This window comes from Janibacter terrae NBRC 107853 (assembly GCF_001591405.1).
GTDB lineage: Bacteria > Actinomycetota > Actinomycetes > Actinomycetales > Dermatophilaceae > Janibacter > Janibacter terrae.
Genome location: NZ_BCUV01000007.1, coordinates 354,282 through 374,523 on the forward strand (window position 1 = coordinate 354,282; position 20,242 = coordinate 374,523).

Genomic DNA, 20,242 nt, shown 5'->3' on the forward strand with positions numbered 1-20,242 from the left:
TGTCGTGGCCACCTTCAAGCAGTGGGTCGCGGGCGCACGCCCACGGACCCTCCCCGCAGCAATCGCCCCCGTCATCGTCGGCACCGCCGCAGCGGCCGCCCACCGGGACCTCGAGCAGGGGACGAAGGGGGCCAACCTCGGTCTCGCGCTCCTCGCGATGATCGTCTCCTGCTGCCTGCAGGTCGGCGTCAACTACGCCAACGACTACAGCGACGGCATCCGCGGCACGGACGAGGACCGGGTCGGCCCGGTCCGCCTCGTCGGGCAGCGCCTGGCGGAGCCTGGCAACGTCAAGATCGCCGCCTTCACCTTCTTCGGGATCGGGGCCTTCGCCGGCTTCGCCCTGGTCGCCCTGAGCCAGACGTGGATCCTCATCCCCGTCGGCGTCCTCGCGATCATTGCCGCGTGGCGCTACACCGGCGGCGACAACCCGTACGGCTACCGCGGGCTCGGCGAGCTCTACGTCTTCGTCTTCTTCGGCCTGGTCGCCACGCTCGGCACCCAGTACACCCAGCTCAACATGATCACCCCGGTCGGGGTCCTCGGCGCGGTCGGCGTCGGCGCCCTGGCCACCGCGATCCTCGTCGCCAACAACCTGCGCGACATCCCGACCGACTCGGTCACCGGCAAGAAGACCCTCGCCGTGCGCCTCGGCGACGCGCGCACGCGCCAGCTCTACGTCGGTCTCTTCGGCGTGGCCATCGTGTGCACGCTGCTCATGGCCTTCTGGCGGCCGTGGGCGCCCATCGGCCTCCTCGGCCTCGTCATCGCCTGGCCCGGCATCCAGGCCGTCCGCTCCGGCGCCACCGGCAGGGCGCTCATCCCGGCGCTGGGCCTCACCGGCTTCGCCGACGTCATGTGGGCGGTCTGGCTCTTCGCGCCGCTCGCCCGCTGATCCCCTGCCGCGCGCGAGCACAACCGGTCGTCCTCGTGCATCTCGTGGTTGGATCTGCCACCGTGTGCAGCAGGACGACCTCCTGTGCACGCACGGTGAGGCGGCTCCCCCTTCGCCCCACGCTCTGCACGACAAACCTCGCCTTCGCAAGAGTTTGAAACTCCTGCGAAGGCGAGGTTTATCGGGTCACCCGATAAACCTGAGGCCCCTGAGGCGACCTCAGCGGTAGGACTCAGGCCCCTCGTCCGAGGACCCGCGCGCGGCGTCCTCGACGGCCTCGTCGGTGTCGGTGCGCTCGGAGCGGGCGCGGGCCTTGGCGGCCTGGCGGGCCTGGATCTGCTCGACCATCTCGACGCGGAAGGGGCGGAGCACGATCGCGGAGATGACCATCGACGCGAGGGCGGCGATGACGACGAGCCAGGGCAGCTCATTGCCGTCGCGCAGGCCGAGCAGCCACAGCAGCGCCAGGCAGCCGAAGAAGATCAGGAAACGGAGCAGGGTGTAGCGGACCATGGGGTGACTCAGTGCCTCACTGCGCGTAGCTGTGCTGGCCGATGAAGTAGAAGTTCACGACCGTGTAGTTGATGACGATGCACGCGAAGCCCGCGATGGCGATCCAGTTCGCGGTGCGGCGCGAGGTGTTCTTCGTGGCGCGGGCGTGCAGGTAGGCGGCGTAGACGGTCCAGATGACGAAGGTCCACACCTCCTTGGGGTCCCAGTTCCAGTAGGCGCCCCAGGCCTCGCGGGCCCAGATCGCTCCGGCGATCAGGGTGAAGGTCCACAGCGGGAAACCGATGATGTGCAGGGAGTAGGACAGCTTCTCCAGCGCGGCGGCCGGCGGCAGCTTGCGCCAGAAGCGCTCGCCCCCGACCCCGCGGTCGCTCATGAGGTAGAGCGCGCTGATGATCGCGCCGACGACGAAGATGCCGACCGACAAGGTGGCGACCGTCACGTGGATCGGGAGCCAGTAGGACTTCAGCGAGGGCACGACCTCGTCGGCCTCGACGTACCAGGCGGTCGAGGCGACCATGAGCAGCAGCACGACGAAGGCGGTGACGAAGACGCCGAGCCACCGCACGTCGCGCCGCAGCCCGACGACGGAGAAGGTCGCCATCGCGAAGAAGGCGCCCGCGACGCTGAACTCGAAGAGGTTGCCGAGCGGGAAGCGCTCGACCGCGAAGCCGCGGCAGGCGAAGGAGACGAGGAGCAGCAGCGCGCCGAGCCACGAGAGCGACCCGGCGATGCCGGCGGCCTTGCGGGCGCGTGCCGGCGTCTCCGCGACCTCGGGCGAAGGGGGCTCCTCCCCCTTCGCTGTACCGGCACCGACGCCAGCGGGCACCTTGGCACCGGCGCGCGTCTCGGCCTGCGCCCGCTCGCGCACGGGCACGGCCTGCGCGAGGTAGAGGGCGAAGCAGAGCATCGCCACCGTGATCACCAGCGCGGCCGAGGCCAGCGCGTAGTTGGCGTACTGGGCCAGCATCTCGTTCGTCATGATGTCCTCGATTCTCCCACGAGCTCGTCCCGGACCTCCGTGACCACGTCCGCCAGGCCCTCGTCGTCGTCCCGGCTCATCCCGCCGACGTCGACCCGCACGCCGTCCGCACCCTGGGTGAGGCGCACGAAGACCCGTCGCCGCTTGATCGTCAGCGTCACGATGAGGCCGGCGAGCGCCGCCAGCGCGGAGACGAGCGTCAGCTCCTTGCCCGGGTCGTGGCGGACCGAGAACCCGGCCCACCGCTCCATGCCGTCGAAGGTGATCGTGCCGCGGCCGTCGGGCAGCTTGGCGCCCTCGCCCGGGGAGAGCCACAGCCGCAGCTGGTCCTTGCCGTCGGTGGTCTCGACCTTCTGCATCGACGCGGTGTCGAGCGTGAAGACCGACTGCGGGCGGCCGTCGGGGAAGATCTCGCCGGTGTAGAGGCTCAGGGCGAGCTTCGGCTCCCGGGTGTCGGGGAAGAGCGAGATCGGTCCCTGCTGGGGGTCGATGTAGGCGGTCGGCAGGAAGAGCCCGACGAAGCCGAACTGCTCGGGCGTGCTCGCCGCGCCGACCTTGATCGCGCCGGTCGAGCGGTAGTTGCCGTCCTGGGCGAGGAAGGGCGTCGGCCCCTCGTAGAGCACCTCGCCGTCGGCGTCCTTGACCGTGACGACGGGCGCGTACCCGTTGCCGAGGAGGAAGACCGTCGCGTCGTCCATCTCGAGCGGGTGGTTGACCTTGACGACGTCGGTGTACTCCGTGCCGTCCGCGTCGGCGACCGAGACGCGGGCCTCGAAGTCCCGCGGCTGGCCGAAGGTCTGGGTGCCCGGTTTGCGGTCGTTGAAGTCGGCGGTCATCTCGTCGACCTTCACGACGAAGGGGGACAGCTTCGTCTCGTCGACGAGCGGCCCCGGGGCGTAGGTGTCGTAGCGCGTCACGGTGTTCACGAAGGAGTCGCCGGCGGGGACGATGACATCGGCCTTCCACCCCCACAGGTGACCGATGGCGACGCCGATGATCAGGGTGACGAGCGCGGAGTGGAAGACGAGGTTGCCGGTCTCCTTGAGGTACCCGGTCTCGGCGGAGACGGACACGTCGTCGTGGCTGGCCACGCGGTAGCGCCGTCCGCGCAGCACCCGGACCGCGGCCTCGCGCACGTCCTCGAGCGAGCCCTCGACGACGCCGTCGGCGTGCGCCTCGAGCCGGGCCAGTCGCCTGGGGGCGCGCGGCGGCCGGCCCCGCATGGCCCGCCAGTGCACTGCCGTGCGCGGGACGATGCAGCCGATGAGCGAGATGAAGAGCAGCAGGTAGATCGCCGAGAACCACGGCGAGGAGTAGACGTCGAAGGCTCCGAGCCGGTCGAGCCACGGCCCGGTGGTCTCGTGCCGCGCGAGCCAGTCGGCGGTGCGGGCCGGGTCGAGGCTGCGCTGCGGGAACACCGAGCCGGGGACGGCCGCGACGGACAGCAGCAGGAGCAGGAAGAGCGCCGTGCGCATGCTCGTCAGCTGCCGCCAGCCCCACCGCAGGTAGCCGACGGGCCCAAGCCTGGGCTGGGTCACGTCGTCGCCGGACGTCACAGGACCACCTCCGTGTCCGAGATGAGGTGGACCTGCAGCCACTGGGTGATCGCGTCCCAGCCGCCCGTGAGCAGGAGGAGCCCGACCGCGATCAGCAGGACCGCGCCGAGCACCTGGATGGCGCGCTGCCGCCGGCGCAGCCACGCGGAGACCGGCGCCCACCGCTCGTAGGCGGCCGCGATGAGCAGGAAGGGCAGACCCAGCCCGAGGCAGTACGCGACGGCCAGGATGACGGCCCGGGTGGTCGACGCGTCCCCGGCGAGGTTGAGCGCGAGGACGGCACCGAGCGTCGGGCCCATGCACGGCGCCCAGCCGAGGCCGAAGACCGCGCCGAGCACCGGCGCCCCGGCCAGCCCGGTCGCGGGCCTGATGGGCAGGCGGAGCGTGCGCTGCGACCCGGCACCGAGGAAGACGAGCGCCATGAGGATGACGAGGACGCCGCCGATGCGCATGAGCAGCTCGCGGTGCTCGACGAGCGCCCGGCCGGCCGTCGCGACGAACATCGACGCGAGGACGAAGACGGCGCTGAAGCCGAGGATGAAGAGCAGGGTCCCGAGGACCATCCGCCCGCGCGAGCGCTGCTCGAGCGCGACGTCGGACAGGCCGGTGACGTAGCCGAGGTAGCCGGGCACGAGCGGCAGCACGCACGGCGTCGCGAAGGAGACGAGCCCCGCGAGCGCGGCCACGAGGACCGCGAGCGGCAGGGCGCCGTCCGTGACCTGGTCGCTCAGCGCGGCGGGGACGGCTGCGAGCGGGGACAGTGCGGCGGGCGTCACTCCTGCTCAGCCGCCGTGTCCTCGACGAGCCCCACCAGCGTCGTCGTCGTCACCGGGCCGAGGACGACCGCGGCGATCCGGCCCTCGCGGTCGAGCACGGCGGTCGACGGCTGGGCGGTCATGGTGCCCTGCATGTCGAGGGCGGTCGTGCCGGTCTTGTCGTAGACGGAGGGCCAGACGAAGCCCCACTCCTTGGCCTGCGCCCGGCCGGTCGCCTCGGAGGACTCGCGGTAGTCGATGCCGACGAACTCGACGTCCTCCCCCTTCGTCTCCTCGTAGGCCTCGACGAGGTGCGGGGCCTCCTTGGCGCACGGCCCGCACCAGCTGGCCCAGAGGTTGACGACGACGACCTTGCCGCGGTGGTCCGCGCTGTCCCAGGTCCTGCCGTCGATCGTGCCGCCGGCGAGCTCGACCGGCTCGCCACGGTCCTCGGCGGCGACGAGGTGCGCCGACCCGTCGCCGTTGCGGGAGCCGACCTCCTGGGCGGCCCTCTCGGAGGCGGACTCGCCGGAGCAGGCGGCGACGCCGCCCGCGAGGGCGAGGGCGCTCACGGCGGCGACGAGGGTGCGGATCACGCGGGTGCTCTTCATCGGAAGGGGGTCAGGCTCCAGGGGTCGTGACGGCGTGCGCGTAGAGGTGCGCGGCCGGCTCGCTGTAGGTGACGTCGGTGACGCGGTCGCCGACGAAGGTGACGGAGGTCAGGGAGGCGAGGTTGCACTGCCGGCGACGAGGGTCGTGCCACAGGGGGCGACGCTCGAGGACGCTGCGGAGCGTCCAGATCGGCAGCTGGTGGCTCACGACGAGGGCCTCGCGGCCGCGCGCGTGGTCGCGGGCGTCCTCGACGGCAGCCATCATCCGCTTGCCGATGCCGCGGTACGGCTCGCCCCACGTGGGCTTGGTGGGGTCGCGGACCCACCACCAGCGGCGCGGGTCGAGCAGCAGGCGCTTGCGGAAGCGGCGCCCCTCGAACTTGTTGCCCGCCTCGATGATGCGCGGGTCGACGACGGCGGTGAGGCCGTGGTGCTTCAGGGTCGGGGCCGCGGTCTCCGCGGTCCGCTCCAGCGGGCTGTGCACGACGAGCGCGAGGTCGGCGTCGGCGAGGTGCTCGGCGACGACCTGCGCCATCTGCCGACCGAGGTCGGACAGGTGGAAGTCGGGCAGCCGGCCGTAGAGGATCCGGTCGGGGTTGTGCACCTCGCCGTGGCGCAGGAGGTGCACGACGGTCCGCTCGGTCCCGTCTGCGGTCGAGGGGTGCTGGGCGTGGGCCTCGCGGGCACCAGCGGCGGCTTCGCTGGCGGCGCCCTCGGCCTGGGCGGCGGACTCCTGGTCGAAGGGCAGGTCGGTGCCGGAGTCGGGCATCGGCTCGGTCATGCCGCGGATTGTCCCACCTCAGTCTGAGAGGGACCTGCGGTGGGCCACCACGGCGTCGTACAGCGCCTTCTTGCCGTGCCCGGTCGAGATGGCGACCGCGGCGCACACGTCCTTGAGCCGGCCGCCGTGGTCGCGGCGCGCGAGGACCTCGGCGACCGCGTCCTCGATCGGGATCGCGACGCGCTCCGCTCCCGCGACGACGATCGTGATCTCGCCGCGCACCCCGTCGGCGGCCCAGGCCGCGAGCTCGGCGAGCCCGCCGCGGCGCACCTCCTCGTAGGTCTTCGTCAGCTCGCGGCAGACGGCCGCCGGGCGCTCCGGCCCGAAGGCCTCGGCGAGCGCCTCGAGCGAGGTGGCGATGCGGTGCGGTGCCTCGAAGAAGACCATGGTCCGTCGCTCGGTCACGAGCTCCTGGAGGACCGAGCGGCGCTCGCCGCCCTTGCGCGGCAGGAACCCCTCGAAGCAGAAGCGGTCCACGGGCAGCCCCGAGACCGCGAGCGCCATGAGGACCGCGCTCGGCCCCGGCACGCAGGTCACCGGCTGGTCGACGTCGATGCAGGCCCGCACGAGGCGGTACCCGGGGTCCGAGACCGAGGGCATGCCCGCGTCCGTGACGAGGACCACGCGCTCCCCCTTCGTCACCGCCTCGAGGAGGTCTGCGGTGCGGGACGCCTCGTTGTGCTCGTGGTAGCTGACGACGCGCCCCGTGAGCTCGACGCCGAGCTCGCCGGCGAGGCGCCGCAGGCGACGGGTGTCCTCCGCCGCGACGACGTCGGCTCCCGCGAGCTCCTCCCGTAGCCGCTGGCTGGCGTCGCGGGGGTCTCCGATGGGCGTGGCAGCGAGGACGAGAGGCATGCCTGCCATCATCCCAGCACGTCCGCCGCGCCCACCCCCCTCACCTACGATGGCGCCCATGGACCGGGGGATCGAGCTGCGCGAGCGCCTGCTCGGTTTCCGGCCCACCGACGTCCTGTGGGGCTGGCTCGGCCCCCTCCTCTTCGCCGTCCTCGGCGGCATCCTGCGCTTCTGGTCCCTGGGCCGCCCGCACCAGCTGGTCTTCGACGAGACGTACTACGTCAAGCAGGGCGTCTCGATGCTCGACCACGGCGTCGAGATGCAGTGGAAGGGGAAGGGAGAGGAGGTCGACCCGCTCTTCACCCACGGCACGACCGCCGTCTTCAAGACCACCGAGGGCGACATGGTCGTCCACCCGCCGGTCGGCAAGTGGGTCATCGCCTTCGGCGAGTGGGTCTTCGGCTCGACCTCGAGCTTCGGCTGGCGCTTCTCCGTCGCGCTGCTCGGCACGATCTCGATCCTCATGGTCGGGCGGATCGCGCGCCGGATGTTCGGCTCGAGCTGGCTCGGGGCGATCGCGGCCTTCCTCATGGCCTTCGAGGGACACCACTTCGTCCACTCCCGCACCGGGCTGCTCGACATCATCCTGATGTTCTTCGCGCTCGCGGCCTTCGGCGCGCTGCTCGTCGACCGCGACTGGTCACGAGCTCGCCTGGCGCGCAAGGTCGCCGGGCTCCCCGCTGGTGGGTTCGGGACCGGGCCGTGGCTGTGGTGGCGGCCATGGCGGCTCGTCGCCGCGCTCTGCCTCGGTCTGGCATGCGGCACCAAGTGGTCCGGCCTGTACTTCTTCGCGGCCTTCGGCCTGATGACGGTCTTCTGGGACATGGGTGCCCGCCGCGCGGCCGGCGCCCGGCACTGGTGGAGCGCCGGGATCTTCAAGGACGGGGTCTGGGCCGGCGTCTCGATGACCGCCGTCGTCCTCGCGACCTACCTCGCGTCGTGGACCGGCTGGTTCCTCACCCGCACCGGCTTCAACCGCACCTGGGCGCAGGACAACCCCGGTGAGGGCGTGCAGTGGCTGCCACCCGCCCTGCGCTCGTTGTGGCAGTACCACGTGCAGGTCCTGCAGTTCCACGACAACCTGACCTCGCCGCACACGTACCAGTCCAACCCCTGGTCGTGGATGATCCAGTCGCGGCCGACGTCCTTCTTCTACGAGGCGCCGACCCGGGGCATGACCGGCTGCGAGGTCGACAAGTGCTCCAAGGCGATCACGTCGCTCGGCTCCGTCTCCATCTGGTGGGTGGCGACCGCCGCCCTGTTCGTCCTGCTCTACCACTGGGCGCTGCGGCGCGACTGGCGCGCGGGCGCGATCCTCGCCGGCTTCGTCGGCGGGTGGCTGCCGTGGTTCTTCCTGCAGCACCGCACGATCTTCACCTTCTACACGATCTCCTTCGAGCCCTGGGTGGTCCTCGCGGTCGTCTTCGTCATCGGGCTCGTGCTCGGGCCACGGGGTGCGAGCGCCCGGCGCCGACGGGTCGGACACCTCGTCGTCGGGGTCTACCTGCTCGTCGTGCTCGCCAACTTCGCCTTCTACTGGCCGCTCTACACGGCCCAGGTCATCCCCTACGACCACTGGCGCTGGCGCATGTGGTTCCCGAGCTGGGTCTGACGGGGGTACCTCGTAGGGTCGGGGCCATGCACTTCCCCACCGTCGGCGGCACCACCCAGCGCGCGATCACCACCGCGGGTGACCTGCGCTCGGTGCTCACCTGCGAGTTCGGGGTGCTCGTCACCGCCGACGTCCTGCTGGGCCGTCGCGAGATCGTCCTCGCGGCCCCGGACCCGGTGCGCGAGCGCTTCGGCGACCTGGGGCGCGAGCGCGAGGCCGAGGTCACCGAGGTGCTGAGCCGTGAGGTCGGCGAGGGCGTCGTCCGCGCCGACACACTGCGACCCGAGGACCTGCCCGCGCTCCTCGCCGACCCGGCGACCCGCCTCGTGCACCAGGCGCCGGTGCGCGGCGAGCGCTTCGCCGGCCGGGCCGACCACCTCCTGCGCGAGGAGGCCGGGTGGGTCGTCGCGGAGACCAAGCTCGCCTCCTCGGCCAAGCTCTTCGCGCAGCTGCAGGTGGCCTCCTACGCGCAAGCCCTCGCCGACGACGGGGTGGCGGTCGCCCCCTTCGTCCGGCTCTACCTCGGGGACGGGTCGGTCGTCGAGATCCCCCGCGAGGACCTCGCCGAGCACCTGGCCCGCGTCACCGGCCGGCTGCGGGAGATCCTCGACACCCACCAGGACGCACCGGGCCCCGTCGTCTGGGGCGACCCGCGGTGGAAGGCGTGCCTGCACTGCGACGCCTGCCGCGCCGAGATGGAGGCGCGGGGCGACGTCGGGCTCGTCCGCGGCGTGCGGCCGCCGACCCGCCTGCTGCTCATCGACGCCGGCGTGCGCTCGATGGCCGACCTCGCTGCCCGGACCGAACCCGTCGAGGGCGTGGCCCCCGAGACGCTCGTCGCGCTGTCGAGCCAGGCGCGACTGCAGCTCACGGAGCCCACGGACGCCCAGCCGCTCGCCTACGAGGTCCACGACCCGGCCGCGCTCGCGGCGATGCCCGCGCCGACGGACGGGGACGTCTTCTTCGACTTCGAGGGCGACCCCGTGTGGCGGGACGGGCCCGCGGACCACGTCGGGCTGGAGTACCTCTTCGGCTGCCTGACGCCGCAGGAGGAGTTCGTCGCCTTCTGGGCGCACGACCGGGAGCAGGAGCGCGCGGCGCTCATCGAGTTCGTCGCGTGGCTGCAGGAGCGTCGCCGCCGCTGGCCGGCCCTGCGGGTCTACCACTACGCGGACTACGAGAAGTCGGCGCTCACGAGGCTCGCCGCCCGCCACGGCGTGCTCGAGGCGGAGGTCGCGCAGCTGATCGCCGACGGGGTCTTCGTCGACCTCTACGCCGTGGTGAAGTCCGCCGTGCGCGTCGGCAGCGCCTCGTACTCCATCAAGCGGCTCGAGCCGCTCTACATGGGCGACGACCTGCGCGACGCCGACGGCGTGACCGCCGGCGGCGACTCGATCATCGAGTACCAGCGCTACCGGGAGGCCGTCGCCGCGGGTGACGACGCCGACGCCGCCGCCCGGCTCGAGGCCCTGCGGGCCTACAACGAGTACGACTGCCTCTCGACGCTCCGCCTGCGCGACTGGCTGCTGACCCACGCGGACTGAGGCCGGGGCGATCTACGCTGGGTGACGTGTTCCCCCTTCGGTCGTCGGCCCCCTCGGGGCCTGCGCAGGCGCGGCGCCGCCGGCTCGGGGCCGCCACGGTCGCCGTGGCCGTCCTGCTGACGGTCCTGCTCGGGGTCCGCACGGCCGACGACCCGGGGGAGCCCCTCACCGAGCCGACCGCGACGACCTCCGCGCAGCCGTCTCCCGCCTCGACCGGCCCGACGCCCACGTCGGCCAGATCCGGCCCGACGCTGCCGGCGTACGCCTCGTCCGGCCGGTACACGCGGATGCGCACCGGCACCCCGGTGCGCGGCACGTCCGGCCGGCTCGTGACCTACCGGGTCGAGGTCGAGCAGGGCTCGGGCGTCACGACGCGGGAGTTCGCGGACGTCGTCGACGCGACGCTGCGCCACCCACGCGGCTGGACGGCCCGCGGGCACTGGCGCTTCCAGCGGGTCGTACGCGCCCACCCCTCCCTGACGATCCGGCTCGCGACGCCGGACACGGTCGACCGGGCCTGCGCGGCCGCCGGGGCCGACACCGACGGCTACACGTCGTGCCGCGCCGGCGACCTCATCATGCTCAACCTCGACCGGTGGCACGTCGGCGTGCCGCACGTGCCGAGCCTCACCGGTTACCGCCACTACCTCGTCAACCACGAGGTCGGTCACGGTCTCGGGCTCGGGCACCAGGGCTGCACCGGCGCGGGCCGCACGGCGCCCGTCATGCTCCAGCAGACGCTCGGCCTGCGCGGCTGCCGCCCCAACCCGTGGCCGCGCTCGCAGTCCGGCCGCCTCGTCACCGGACCGTCCCTCTGACACGCCCGGAGTGGACGGATCCGCAAAATGTCGGCATCGTCTGCCCCATGGCTGCTCTCGGAGAGACGACTCGATCGGGCGAGGCGCGGGCGGGGGCGGCAACCCCTTGGGTGATGCTCGCCATGGCGACCCTCGGGTTCGCCATCAACTTCTGGGCGTGGGCCCTCATCAGCCCCCTCGGGCCCCTCTTCCGCAAGACCGGGTACCTCGGGGAGCTGAGCGAGATGCAGGTCTCGCTCCTCGTCGCCGTGCCCGTCGTCGTGGGGTCCCTCGGACGGATCATCGCCGGCGCCATGACCGACCGCTACGGCGGTCGGGTCATGTTCCCCATCATCACGGCGCTGACGATCCTCCCGGTCCTCTTCATCGCCTTCATCGCGATCGACTCCTACTCGCTGCTGATCTTCGCCGGCTTCTTCCTCGGGATCGCCGGCACGATCTTCGCCGTCGGCGTGCCCTTCGTGAACGCCTGGTTCCCGCCCGCCCGCCGCGGCCTGGCGATCGGCATCTTCGGTGCCGGCATGGGCGGGACGGCGATCAGCGCGCTCACCACCGTGCGCCTCTTCGAGAAGGGGGCGGCCCTCCCCTTCGTCATCACCGCCGCCCTGCTCGCGGTCTACGCCGTCGCCGCGTGGCTGATCATGCGGGACGCCCCCGGCCGGGTCGCGCCGACGACGAGCCTCGGGCAGCGGCTGCGGGCCAACGTCACCCTCCCGGTCACCTGGATGGCCGGGATCCTCTACGCCGTGGCCTTCGGCGGGTACGTCGCCTTCTCCGTCTACCTGCCCGCGTACCTCATCACCGCGCACGACCTCGACGCGGCCGACGCCTCCTACCGGATGGCCGGGTTCGTCGTCGTCGCGGTCATCATGCGCCCCGTCGGCGGAGCGATGGCCGACAAGCTCGGCGCCATCCCCGTGCTCGGGGTGGTCTTCGCCGTCACCGCCGTGTGCGCCGCCATGGCCGCGGGCAACCCCCCGCTGCACGCCGGTGGCACCGTGGCCTTCCTCGCGATGGCCGCGGCCCTCGGTGCCGGCAGCGGTGCCGTCTTCGCCCTCATCGCGCAGGTCACCGACCCGGCCCGGGTCGGTGGCGTCACCGGCATCGTCGGCGCGGCCGGCGGCCTGGGCGGCTTCGTGCCGCCGCTGCTCATGGGCTACGTCTACGGCCGCACCGACTCCTACGCGATCGGGCTGTGGCTGCTCGCGATCACCGCGGCCCTGACCCTCGCGCTGACCTTCGGCCCGGTCCGGCGCCTGGTGGTGGAGCGCCCGACCGCCTAGGACGCCGACTGGCGCAGGGCGGTTGCGCCTCTCCGTCGCGCGGAGCAAGGTGGGAAGTGTGGCGAGGACGCCGCGACGAGTACCACCGAGGAGACCGCCATGCCCCCCGCTGCACCTCCCGCGATCCTGAGCTGGACCCGACGGCTCGAGGAAGCCACCGCGCTCGACGGAGCGGTCCAGACGCTTGACCCGCACGTGCGCGCCCTCTTCGCCTCCGGGACCCGGGGTGCCGTGCTGCGCGGTGACTGGCTGGGCCACGCCCTGCACCCGGTGCTGACAGACGTCGTCCTCGGGACGTGGCTGTCGGCCAGCGTCCTCGACCTGACGGGCAGGGGTCGGTGGTCGGCACCGGCCAACACCCTCGTCGGGACCGGGCTGCTCGCCTTCGGCCCGACGGCCTGGACGGGGTGGGCCCAGTGGGCAGACGCCTCGCCGCGCGCCAAGCGGGTCGGTGTGGTCCACGCGGTCACCAATGCCGCTGCGGTCGGCACCTACGCCGCGTCGTGGTTCGCCAGAAGGTCCGGTCGGCACGAGAGCGCGACGCGGCTGGCGCTCGTGGGCGCTGCTGTGTGTGGCGCGGGCGGCTACCTCGGCGGCCATCTGGCAGAGATGGTGCTGGGCAGGGGTGACGTGGCTAGCGCACCACGCGGTAGCGCCACGCGACGACGCCGCAGGCGAAGGCACGGCTCGAGACGAGCTCCAGGTCCACCCGCCGCTCCAGCTCGGGGAAGTACGGTCGACCACCGCCGAGGAGCACCGGGTACACGAAGGGCCGGTACTCGTCGATGAGGCCCTCGTCCGCGGCGTCCGCGGCGAGCACCGCGCCACCGATGGCGATCTCCCCTTCGCCCGGCTCCGAGCGGAGCCGGCCGATCTCATCCGCGAGCGAGCCGGTGGCGAGCCGGGTGTTGGTGCCGGTCAGCCCGGTGAGCGTCGACGAGAAGACGACCTTGGGCAGCTCGCGCCACATCCGGGCCCACTCGGTCGTGGAGTGGTCCGTCCCGGGCTCCTGGTCGACGGTCTCCCAGTAGAGCATCGTCTCGTACAGGCGCCGTCCCAGCAGGTGCACGGAGGTCCCCCGCAGCTCCTCGATGTGCGCGGCGAAGACCTCCTCGTCGGGCTCGGACCAGTCGAAGCCACCGTCCGGCCCGACGACATAGCCGTCGAGCGAGCAGCCCATCGAGTAGGTCACCTGGCGCATCGTCGCCTCCCGGAGGTCGTGGGTCCACGACGCTACTGCCGAAGGGGGGCGCCCGTCACCCCTGTCGGTGCTCCCGGTCGACCGGCAGGCGCAGGGTGAAGGTCGCGCCGTGACCGGGGCCGGGGCTGCTCGCCGAGATCCCACCCCCGTGGGCCTCGGCGAGGGCACGCGCGATGGCCAGACCGATGCCCGACCCACCACCGTCTCGGCTGCGCGCCGGGTCGACGCGGTAGAAGCGGTCGAAGAGGCGGGGCAGGTGCTCGGGGGCGATCCCGGCGCCGGAGTCCGTCACCGTGTACTCCACCCAGTCGCCGACCCGTCGAGCCGCCACCAGCACCCGACCACCGCGCGGCGTGTGGCGCAGGGCGTTGTCGAGGAGGTTGCCGAGGACCTGCCCCATCCGTTCGGGGTCGACCGTCAGCGACCCCGCCGGCCCGAGGTCGCCGTGCAGCGACACCCCCTTCGCCGCGTACCGGTCGGCGGCGGCAGCCACGGCCGCCGTGACGAGTGCACCGGATTCGACGCGCCGCGGCCGGAGGTCGAGGCTGCCCTCCTCGGCGCGGCTGACGGTCCCGACGTCCTCGGCGAGCCGGCGCAGGCGACGGGTGGCATCGCGCAGCACCGACAGGGTCTCGTCGTCGAGATCACGCACCTCGTCCTCCACCGCCTCCAGGTGGGCGTCGATGGTGGCCAGTGGCGTGCGCATCTCATGGGCGAGGTCGGCGAGCATCCGTCGTCGGGTGGCCCGGGTGGACTCCAGCCTGGCGGCGAGGGCGTTGTAGCTGTCCGCGAGGACGGCGAAGTCCGCGCCCAGGCCGGGGTCGGCGATCTGGGCGTAGCAGCGACCTGCGGCGATCTCGGTGGAGGCGTCGGCGATCCGAGCGAGGGAGCGGCGGACCCGCCGACCGAGGTACCAAGTGACGGCGAAGGCCGCAGCCGACGCAGTGGCCAGGGCGACCCCGATCGAGATGAGCAGCGCCGACGCGAAGGCCTGCTCGACGTGCTGCGTCTCCGACGCGGTGTGGGGGACGCCGGCTCGGTCGAGGTGGTCGTGGAAGATGCTCGGCCCGACCGCCGAGGCGACCAACCACGTGGTGAGGGCTCCGGCAGCCAGCACGAGTCCCTGGGCCAGCACCAGGCGGGTGGCGAAGCCGCCCTGCCACCGCGTCGTCCCCGTCCGGCGGACCGTGCCGGCGCTCATTCGCCGGTCCCCATCCGGTAGCCGATGCCGCGCACCGTGCGCACGTATCTCCCCCGGCCGGCGTCGTCGCCGAGCTTGCGGCGCAGGTGGGCGATGTGCACGTCCACGAGGTGCTCGTCGCCCACCCAGGTCCCGCCCCAGACCCGCTCGACGAGCTGGCGTCGCGAGAAGGCCGTCCCCGGGTGCCGGGCGAGGGCGTCGAGGACGTCGAACTCGGTACGCGTCAGGGCGATCGGCCGCCCGTCGAGCCACACCTCCCTGCCCAGCGCGTCGATCCGCAGGCTCCCGAAGGAGTGTCCCCGGGCCTCGTCGGTGGGTCCCGACGGAGCCCGGGGACGCCGCAGCATCGCGGCGACCCGGGCGACGACCTCGCGCGGGCTGAAGGGTTTGGTCATGTAGTCGTCGGCACCGACGGACAGCCCGATGAGGGTGTCGACCTCGTCGACGCGGGCGGTCAGCATGAGGACGTAGCAGTCCGAGAAGGTCCTGATCCGGCGGCACACCTCCACCCCGTCCAGGCCCGGCAGTCCCAGATCGAGCACCACGACGTCGGGGTCCGTCGCCCGGGCCGCGTCGACCGCCTCGAGCCCGTCGTGGACCTGCACCACGTCGAACCCATCGCGCTCCAGGTAGCTGCCGATCAGCTGGGCGATCGTCACCTCGTCCTCCACGACGAGGGCCCGCAGCCCCGATGGTGGGCGTGACTCCATGTCTCATCGTGGCACCCCGGGTGGATCGCGTCGACGGCCCGGCACACCGCGCCTTCTTCACAGGATCTTCATGGAACGACGACCGGACGTGCCGGACGGTCGCGGGAGGCTGAGGTGTCAGGACGACGAAGGAGCTGAGGGTGATGATGGGTTGGTACAACGACGGGATGGGCTGGTTCGGCTGGATCCTGATGTCGTTCAGCATGATCGCGTTCTGGGCGCTCGTGGTCTACGTGGTGGTCGCGCTGCTCCGGTTCGGCCGGACCGACCAGAGCCAACGGTCCCGCGGTCAGGAGGCGATCGACATCCTCGACCAGCGCTTCGCCCGGGGCGAGATCGAGGAGCCGGAGTACCGGGCCCGCTCCGAGATCCTGCGCACCTCGGCCCACAGGACCTGAGGTCCGGGCACGACGGGGCATCACTCGTCTCCCTCCGCGGCTGGAGCCGTTGGCGTCGGAGTGGACCCGCGCGCCGCTGCGTATGCCCTCGCCAGCCATCTCTCGACCTGGTCGTCGATGTCGCGCACGGCGTGGAGCTCGAGGTGGTGCATGAACACCCCGCGCCGGGGTTCGACGACCTCCTTCCAGCGGGGGTCGAGGTCTCTCTCCGGGAGCACCAGGGAGAGCACCAGTGGCGCTCGACCTTCTCCCAGGTACTGCCCTGGCGCCCAGGCGAGGGCGAAGGTCCGACGGCCCCGGTAGGCGACCTGGCTCGTGGAGTGGCGCTCGGTCACCGGACCGAGGCGGAGGATGACGGGGCGCAGTGCGTCGAGGATCCTGCGGGAGTCCTCATGCGCAGCGAGATACTCACCGAAGTCCATGAGGGCATGGTGCGCGCCTGCGTCGTGCACCGGCAAGCCTCAGCCCGAGCTGGTGCCCTCAGCTCGGAGGTCACCGACGGACCGCAGGTACCGCTCTGTGACCCGTGACTGGATGTGGCGCCCGACCGGACCCGCTGCGCGCGCGGGCCACGTCGCGGGTCGGGAGAAGGCGGTGATGGCGAAGACGATCGATTCGTCCTCCTGCAGCTCGAGGACAAAGGCTTCCTCCCCGCTCTCGGGGTGTCCGGGGAGGGTGCCGTAGGCGAAGCCCTGGCGCCGCGGCTCCTCCACGACGTACACGACGCGGACGGGCGCCGAGATCGCCAGCGGACCGACTCCCAGCCGCAGGACGGCCACCGCGCCCGGCACCACGACGTCCGGGGAGGTCCGCACACCCAGCCCGGCCCGACGATGCATGTCCCACGTGAGCAGGGCCCGGGCGGCCTGGTCGAAGCGCGCCTGTCCTGTCCCTACGAGGCGGCTGCGGCTGAGCTCGGTGTACCCGTCCGGCACCTCACCGGTCCGGGTCCCGCCGAGCGACGGGTACGTCAGGTCAGCCGACCGCAGTCGTTCGGCCTGGCCGGGCGAGAGGGCGTGGTGGCTCACGGCGGCCATCGTGGCACGTGAGGCACGACGAAGGCCCCCAGCGATGCCGGGGGCCTTGCTGGTGGAGCTGAGGGGATTCGAACCCCTGACCTTCTCATTGCGAAGGCGTGCTGCCACGGGCGAGCCCCGGCATTGCAGCATCGGCGGCAGTGCATGCGTGCCATCAGGACCTGACTTGTGGCGTCGGGGGGCATCAGGGGGGCACGAAGATCCGCCGACCCGATAGCGGAGCAGAGCCGGTCAGAGCGGGTGCGGGGCAAGCGGCCAGCTCGTGCGGTCAGATGTGGTTCGCAGGCGCGGAGCGCGTCCCGGATGCTCTGGGCGCTGGCCGCTTGAGCCGTGCTCGTGGAGACCGGATGGTGTAGCGCCGGGTCGACGGTTCGCAAGGTGCTCGGCACGCGGTGAGGTGATCATCGCGTGCCCTCGCTTGTGCTCGACCGGCGGTGAAGGGCGCGCAGGTGGGGGTGCGCGAAGGGCGAGGAACGAGCCCGGAGCGCCGGGGGTCCCCACCGGAGCGGCCATGCCGCCGGGCGCAGGCCGGAGGCCCGCCTTGAGTCAGTAGAGAAAGTTCTCACCGGATCGAGAGGCAACAGTCTCAGGGGCATGGCGAGACTGACGCCCTAGTCCTCGGGGTCTGAGCCTTCAGCGCAGCAGTCCTCTGGGCAGTTGATCTCACCTTCCAGAGGCGCTCTCACACCGTGTTCGGTAAGCATGGCCTGAGCAGCCTCGACAGTGGTTAGATACGGCTTGGTTGTGAACCCGCAGAAGCACAGGGCGCGAGCTCTTTCTGGATTCATCCCAAATTGGGTGTATCCGCTGAAGCCGTGGTCTTCCATGGCTCTAGACTAATTTGGACGCTTAGCCCGGATCCACCGATGGGTTGGTGACACCCGCGGCTTTCGAGGTGGTGGGGCCGTGCGTAGTTGAGGGTGTGGTGGTCCGCCGGACCTCGCTGTCCGGGTGTTCCAATTTGTCCTTTGGTCGCGCAGAGGTCGCTGCTGGGTGGTCAGGCCGCGATGGCCGGCGGTGGTTTGACCACTCGGTCGAACAGTGCGGTCCAAGCCTGTTGCGAGGTCAAGCTGAGAGTACTGAGAGTCGTGGTCACTGAGACACCTCTGGAGCCGCTGCGCGGCTGCGTCGTGGTCGATTGGGTTGATGTCGACGCCGAGGTACTGCCGGGGGCGGCGGGTTGCGGTTGGCCCGGGCCGGCCCACCCATCGAGGAGGATTGCGACGTCCCAAGTTCTCCGAGGTGGAAGGCACTTCCGTGCCTTCCACGCGCCGAACACACACGAGCGCAGTGAACGACCCGGGCCAGATCGGGTTAACCGCAACTGTAATGGGACATGAATGGCGTCCAGTACGTATAGCCCAGGGCGTAATCCTGGGACGTCGAACTCCATCCCTGGGCGAGGCCCTTGGATCGGTACGTAGTGGCGCCGTTATCCGGCATCTTCTCGTGCCACACCTGCAGAGACTTCTGGCTGCCTGCGCTGTATGACCAGGGACTAGTTTTGACCAGTTCGCTCTTCCAGTTATACAGCCGGGGCTTCACGGCCAGCCAGCCACCGGGCACGTAGTCGCCCGCCTTGGTGCGAACTGCAGCGGCGAACCGCGGACAGACGTAGCCGATGTAGTTCGTGTCCATGGACGCCCAGGTCTCGTAGTGACGATTGCCACCCATGAACTCGTTCATGTCCGAGTAAGTGTTCGGAGCGTCGGCTGCGGCCGTCTGTGGCACGGCCAGTGTTAGCCCCACAAGGCACGCTCCCCCAAGTGCCCGACGCCAGGACCTCTTCACCTCTCATCGCCTGTCAGGTCGAAGTGGCCGATCACAGTGACGCCGTCCGACTTGTACACGGGAACGGACGCACGGTTAGGGCCCTTGTAGTTGGCCGCATCCGCTGGGCGCTCAACGCCAGGATCGGCAGCCTCTAGCTCCGATGCCCTGACGTATCCCGACTGACCGTTGGTCGCAACGGCGGCGATCAGGTCAGGCTCTTCCTCGGGGGATAGAGCAGGAAGCCCCGATCCGTAGCTCTCGCCTCGCGCATTGACACCCTGGGTCGCCTCGGCCTGGGCACCCTCTTGGGGCGGCGGGTTGTCCAAGTCCTCCTGAGGAACTCCCGGCGCGCCCGAACTGTAGGCCGTCACGGGAGGGTCCGCGGCCGTCGACGACCCCCCCGCTGATGCCGCAGCCACTCCTCCAACCAGTCCCACGACCGCTAGGCCAATGGCCCCTACAACCCGTTTGCTCATAGCGCGACCTACTTTTGACTCGGGTGACTCAGGGTACTGCCTGGGTCAATTTCCGGACAGTGGTGTACGAAGTTGATCCTTCGGTTGGGCGTGTTGCTCAGGCCGGGAGGGCCCGGGGTTCGGTCAATGACTAACTGGGTCTGGCGCGCAGCGCCCCCGACCCCACCTGATCTGCCGCCGTCACCAGGTCGTCGGTGACATCAATCGCGGTACGACCAGCAGCAAGAACGCCATCGAAGTCGATCCCGCTATCCGTCATCAGTAGTTTCGCCATGCCCAGCAGCGGAGATGCTGCGAGTCTGACCCCTGCTCGTCGTGCAGTGGCTCGGGGTGCGACGCACGACGGTCGCGGCGAAGACCTACCGGGCGGATCAGGACCTGCTGCGGCTGATGCCGACAAGCATGCTGGCGTTGCACGTGTCTGCGGTCTCCGGGCGTGAGGTCGCACGCTCCTTTGAGGCACTCCTCGCGGACGGGCTGGCGGAGAGTTCGGTCAGGCGGTACCGGGCCAGCTTGTCCTCGTTCTTCGCCTGGTGCGTGCGGGAGAAGCTCGTCTTGGCCAACCCGGTCATGGGTGTGACCGTGCCCAAGCAGTCCGGCGAGGTCGAGGAGATGGACCCCTTCAGTGAGGAGCTGCTCGCGGAGGTCCATGCCGAATGGACCACCGTCTCCCCGCACCTGGCGGACCTACTGTTGGTGCTGGCATGGACGGGGCTGCGCTGGGCCGAGGCCCGGGCGATGCGAGTCGAGGACGTCATGGAGGTGCCCACGCCCGGCCTCCTCGTCCGTCGCTCCCAGCCGGAGGGTCAGTCGATGAAGGCGACCAAGGGGCGACGATCTCGACGCGTACCTTTGTCCAACCAAGTGCTGCCGATCGTGCTTCGACTCTCGGACGGCAAGGCTCAGGGGGACCTGCTCTTCACCACCGAGCGCGGATCGCAACTGCATCGCTCGGCCGTGCTGCGCACCATGAATTGGTCCACGACCGGTCGAGGTCGCCGGGTCCACGACCTGCGGCACACTGCTGCGTGCCTCTGGCTGAGCTACGGAGTCGACCCCGGCACGGTGCAGGCATGGATGGGCCACGAGTCCATCGCGACGACGAACCGGTACCTGCACTTCCTCGGCACGGGCGCTGACCGGGCCGGCCTCGACCGGCTCAATTCGACGCCGGGGGGCACCCGGGGGGCAGATCGGGAAGCGAGATCGGAATGACAAAGGAAAACCCCGGCTACAGAACCAGC

22 protein-coding genes and 1 pseudogene are annotated in these 20,242 nt (G+C 71.2%); 8 read left to right on the forward strand and 15 right to left on the reverse strand.

Going from position 1 to position 20,242, the window contains the following annotated elements:
- Positions 1-4 precede the first annotated feature (4 nt).
- Positions 5-895 carry a 1,4-dihydroxy-2-naphthoate polyprenyltransferase gene (locus tag JT1_RS11265; protein WP_068326355.1) on the forward strand — a complete coding sequence of 297 codons (891 nt, stop codon included), beginning with the start codon at positions 5-7 and terminating at the stop codon, positions 893-895.
- A 219-nt stretch (positions 896-1,114) separates the two neighbouring features.
- On the opposite strand, the gene JT1_RS11270 is transcribed toward JT1_RS11265, so the two are convergent.
- From JT1_RS11270 to rsmI, 7 genes are read right to left on the reverse strand one after another with little or no spacing between them, the layout of a single operon-like run.
- Complete coding sequence (locus JT1_RS11270) at positions 1,115-1,408, reverse strand: DUF4229 domain-containing protein (protein WP_068326358.1); 294 nt, start codon at positions 1,406-1,408, stop codon at positions 1,115-1,117.
- A gap of 16 nt (positions 1,409-1,424) precedes the next feature.
- The gene (gene ccsB, locus JT1_RS11275) at positions 1,425-2,387 is read right to left on the reverse strand and encodes a c-type cytochrome biogenesis protein CcsB (protein WP_068326361.1); all 963 of its coding nucleotides are present in this window, start codon (positions 2,385-2,387) and stop codon (positions 1,425-1,427) included.
- Positions 2,384-3,943, reverse strand: a complete 1,560-nt coding sequence (resB, locus tag JT1_RS11280; protein WP_068326364.1) for a cytochrome c biogenesis protein ResB — start codon at positions 3,941-3,943, stop codon at positions 2,384-2,386. Before resB ends, ccsB begins: the two co-directional genes overlap by 4 nt.
- The gene (locus JT1_RS11285; RefSeq protein WP_068329093.1) at positions 3,940-4,674 is read right to left on the reverse strand and encodes a cytochrome c biogenesis CcdA family protein; all 735 of its coding nucleotides are present in this window, start codon (positions 4,672-4,674) and stop codon (positions 3,940-3,942) included. Before JT1_RS11285 ends, resB begins: the two co-directional genes overlap by 4 nt.
- Before the next feature lie 41 nt (positions 4,675-4,715).
- On the reverse strand, positions 4,716-5,309 hold the full coding sequence (locus JT1_RS11290) for a TlpA disulfide reductase family protein (RefSeq protein WP_068326367.1): 594 nt from the start codon (positions 5,307-5,309) through the stop codon (positions 4,716-4,718).
- A 10-nt stretch (positions 5,310-5,319) separates the two neighbouring features.
- On the reverse strand, positions 5,320-6,090 hold the full coding sequence (locus tag JT1_RS11295) for a histidine phosphatase family protein (RefSeq protein WP_082807626.1): 771 nt from the start codon (positions 6,088-6,090) through the stop codon (positions 5,320-5,322).
- A gap of 18 nt (positions 6,091-6,108) precedes the next feature.
- A complete protein-coding gene (rsmI, locus tag JT1_RS11300; protein ID WP_245634824.1) occupies positions 6,109-6,945 on the reverse strand; it encodes a 16S rRNA (cytidine(1402)-2'-O)-methyltransferase in 837 nt (278 codons plus the stop codon).
- A 58-nt stretch (positions 6,946-7,003) separates the two neighbouring features.
- On the opposite strand from rsmI, the gene JT1_RS11305 reads away from it, so the two are divergent.
- The 5 genes and pseudogenes from JT1_RS11305 to JT1_RS19160 form a co-directional block, all read left to right on the forward strand.
- Positions 7,004-8,557, forward strand: coding sequence for a dolichyl-phosphate-mannose--protein mannosyltransferase (locus JT1_RS11305; RefSeq protein WP_068326371.1), 1,554 nt, complete (start codon positions 7,004-7,006; stop codon positions 8,555-8,557).
- A 26-nt stretch (positions 8,558-8,583) separates the two neighbouring features.
- Positions 8,584-10,101, forward strand: a complete 1,518-nt coding sequence (locus JT1_RS11310) for a TM0106 family RecB-like putative nuclease (RefSeq protein ID WP_068326374.1) — start codon at positions 8,584-8,586, stop codon at positions 10,099-10,101.
- Between the two features lie 26 nt (positions 10,102-10,127).
- The gene (locus tag JT1_RS11315) at positions 10,128-10,919 is read left to right on the forward strand and encodes a DUF3152 domain-containing protein (protein ID WP_169701957.1); all 792 of its coding nucleotides are present in this window, start codon (positions 10,128-10,130) and stop codon (positions 10,917-10,919) included.
- Positions 10,920-10,966: 47 nt separating this feature from the next.
- Complete coding sequence (locus JT1_RS11320) at positions 10,967-12,202, forward strand: MFS transporter (protein WP_068326380.1); 1,236 nt, start codon at positions 10,967-10,969, stop codon at positions 12,200-12,202.
- Between the two features lie 99 nt (positions 12,203-12,301).
- Positions 12,302-12,796: pseudogene (locus JT1_RS19160) on the forward strand (DUF2231 domain-containing protein); the annotation flags it as partial.
- Positions 12,797-12,836: 40 nt separating this feature from the next.
- Here the strand turns inward: JT1_RS19160 and JT1_RS11325 are convergent.
- Genes JT1_RS11325 through JT1_RS11335 form a run of 3 tightly spaced genes read right to left on the reverse strand, consistent with a single transcriptional unit; the run spans position 12,837 to position 15,314 of the window.
- Positions 12,837-13,403 (reverse strand): dihydrofolate reductase family protein, encoded by a 567-nt coding sequence (locus tag JT1_RS11325; protein ID WP_068326382.1) that lies wholly within the window; start codon positions 13,401-13,403, stop codon positions 12,837-12,839.
- Positions 13,404-13,458: 55 nt separating this feature from the next.
- Entirely contained in the window at positions 13,459-14,604 is a 1,146-nt protein-coding gene (locus tag JT1_RS11330) for a sensor histidine kinase (RefSeq protein ID WP_068326385.1), read from the reverse strand.
- Positions 14,601-15,314, reverse strand: a complete 714-nt coding sequence (locus tag JT1_RS11335) for a response regulator (protein ID WP_068326388.1) — start codon at positions 15,312-15,314, stop codon at positions 14,601-14,603. The genes JT1_RS11330 and JT1_RS11335 overlap by 4 nt, the downstream gene beginning before the upstream one ends.
- 143 nt (positions 15,315-15,457) lie before the next feature.
- On the opposite strand from JT1_RS11335, the gene JT1_RS11340 reads away from it, so the two are divergent.
- Positions 15,458-15,712: an SHOCT domain-containing protein gene (locus JT1_RS11340; protein ID WP_082807628.1), complete on the forward strand. Its 255-nt coding sequence runs from the start codon at positions 15,458-15,460 to the stop codon at positions 15,710-15,712.
- Between the two features lie 20 nt (positions 15,713-15,732).
- On the opposite strand, the gene JT1_RS11345 is transcribed toward JT1_RS11340, so the two are convergent.
- The 5 genes from JT1_RS11345 to JT1_RS18400 form a co-directional block, all read right to left on the reverse strand.
- Positions 15,733-16,134 carry a DUF5655 domain-containing protein gene (locus JT1_RS11345; RefSeq protein ID WP_068326391.1) on the reverse strand — a complete coding sequence of 134 codons (402 nt, stop codon included), beginning with the start codon at positions 16,132-16,134 and terminating at the stop codon, positions 15,733-15,735.
- A gap of 39 nt (positions 16,135-16,173) precedes the next feature.
- Positions 16,174-16,740, reverse strand: a complete 567-nt coding sequence (locus JT1_RS11350; RefSeq protein WP_255218314.1) for a DUF1990 domain-containing protein — start codon at positions 16,738-16,740, stop codon at positions 16,174-16,176.
- Between the two features lie 1,323 nt (positions 16,741-18,063).
- Complete coding sequence (locus tag JT1_RS11355) at positions 18,064-18,435, reverse strand: hypothetical protein (RefSeq protein WP_169701958.1); 372 nt, start codon at positions 18,433-18,435, stop codon at positions 18,064-18,066.
- Positions 18,436-18,536: 101 nt separating this feature from the next.
- Positions 18,537-18,893: a hypothetical protein gene (locus JT1_RS17880; RefSeq protein ID WP_218005592.1), complete on the reverse strand. Its 357-nt coding sequence runs from the start codon at positions 18,891-18,893 to the stop codon at positions 18,537-18,539.
- A 235-nt stretch (positions 18,894-19,128) separates the two neighbouring features.
- Positions 19,129-19,272: a hypothetical protein gene (locus tag JT1_RS18400; protein WP_169701945.1), complete on the reverse strand. Its 144-nt coding sequence runs from the start codon at positions 19,270-19,272 to the stop codon at positions 19,129-19,131.
- 56 nt (positions 19,273-19,328) lie between these two features.
- On the opposite strand from JT1_RS18400, the gene JT1_RS11360 reads away from it, so the two are divergent.
- Positions 19,329-20,213, forward strand: a complete 885-nt coding sequence (locus JT1_RS11360; RefSeq protein WP_255218315.1) for a tyrosine-type recombinase/integrase — start codon at positions 19,329-19,331, stop codon at positions 20,211-20,213.
- Positions 20,214-20,242 lie beyond the last annotated feature (29 nt).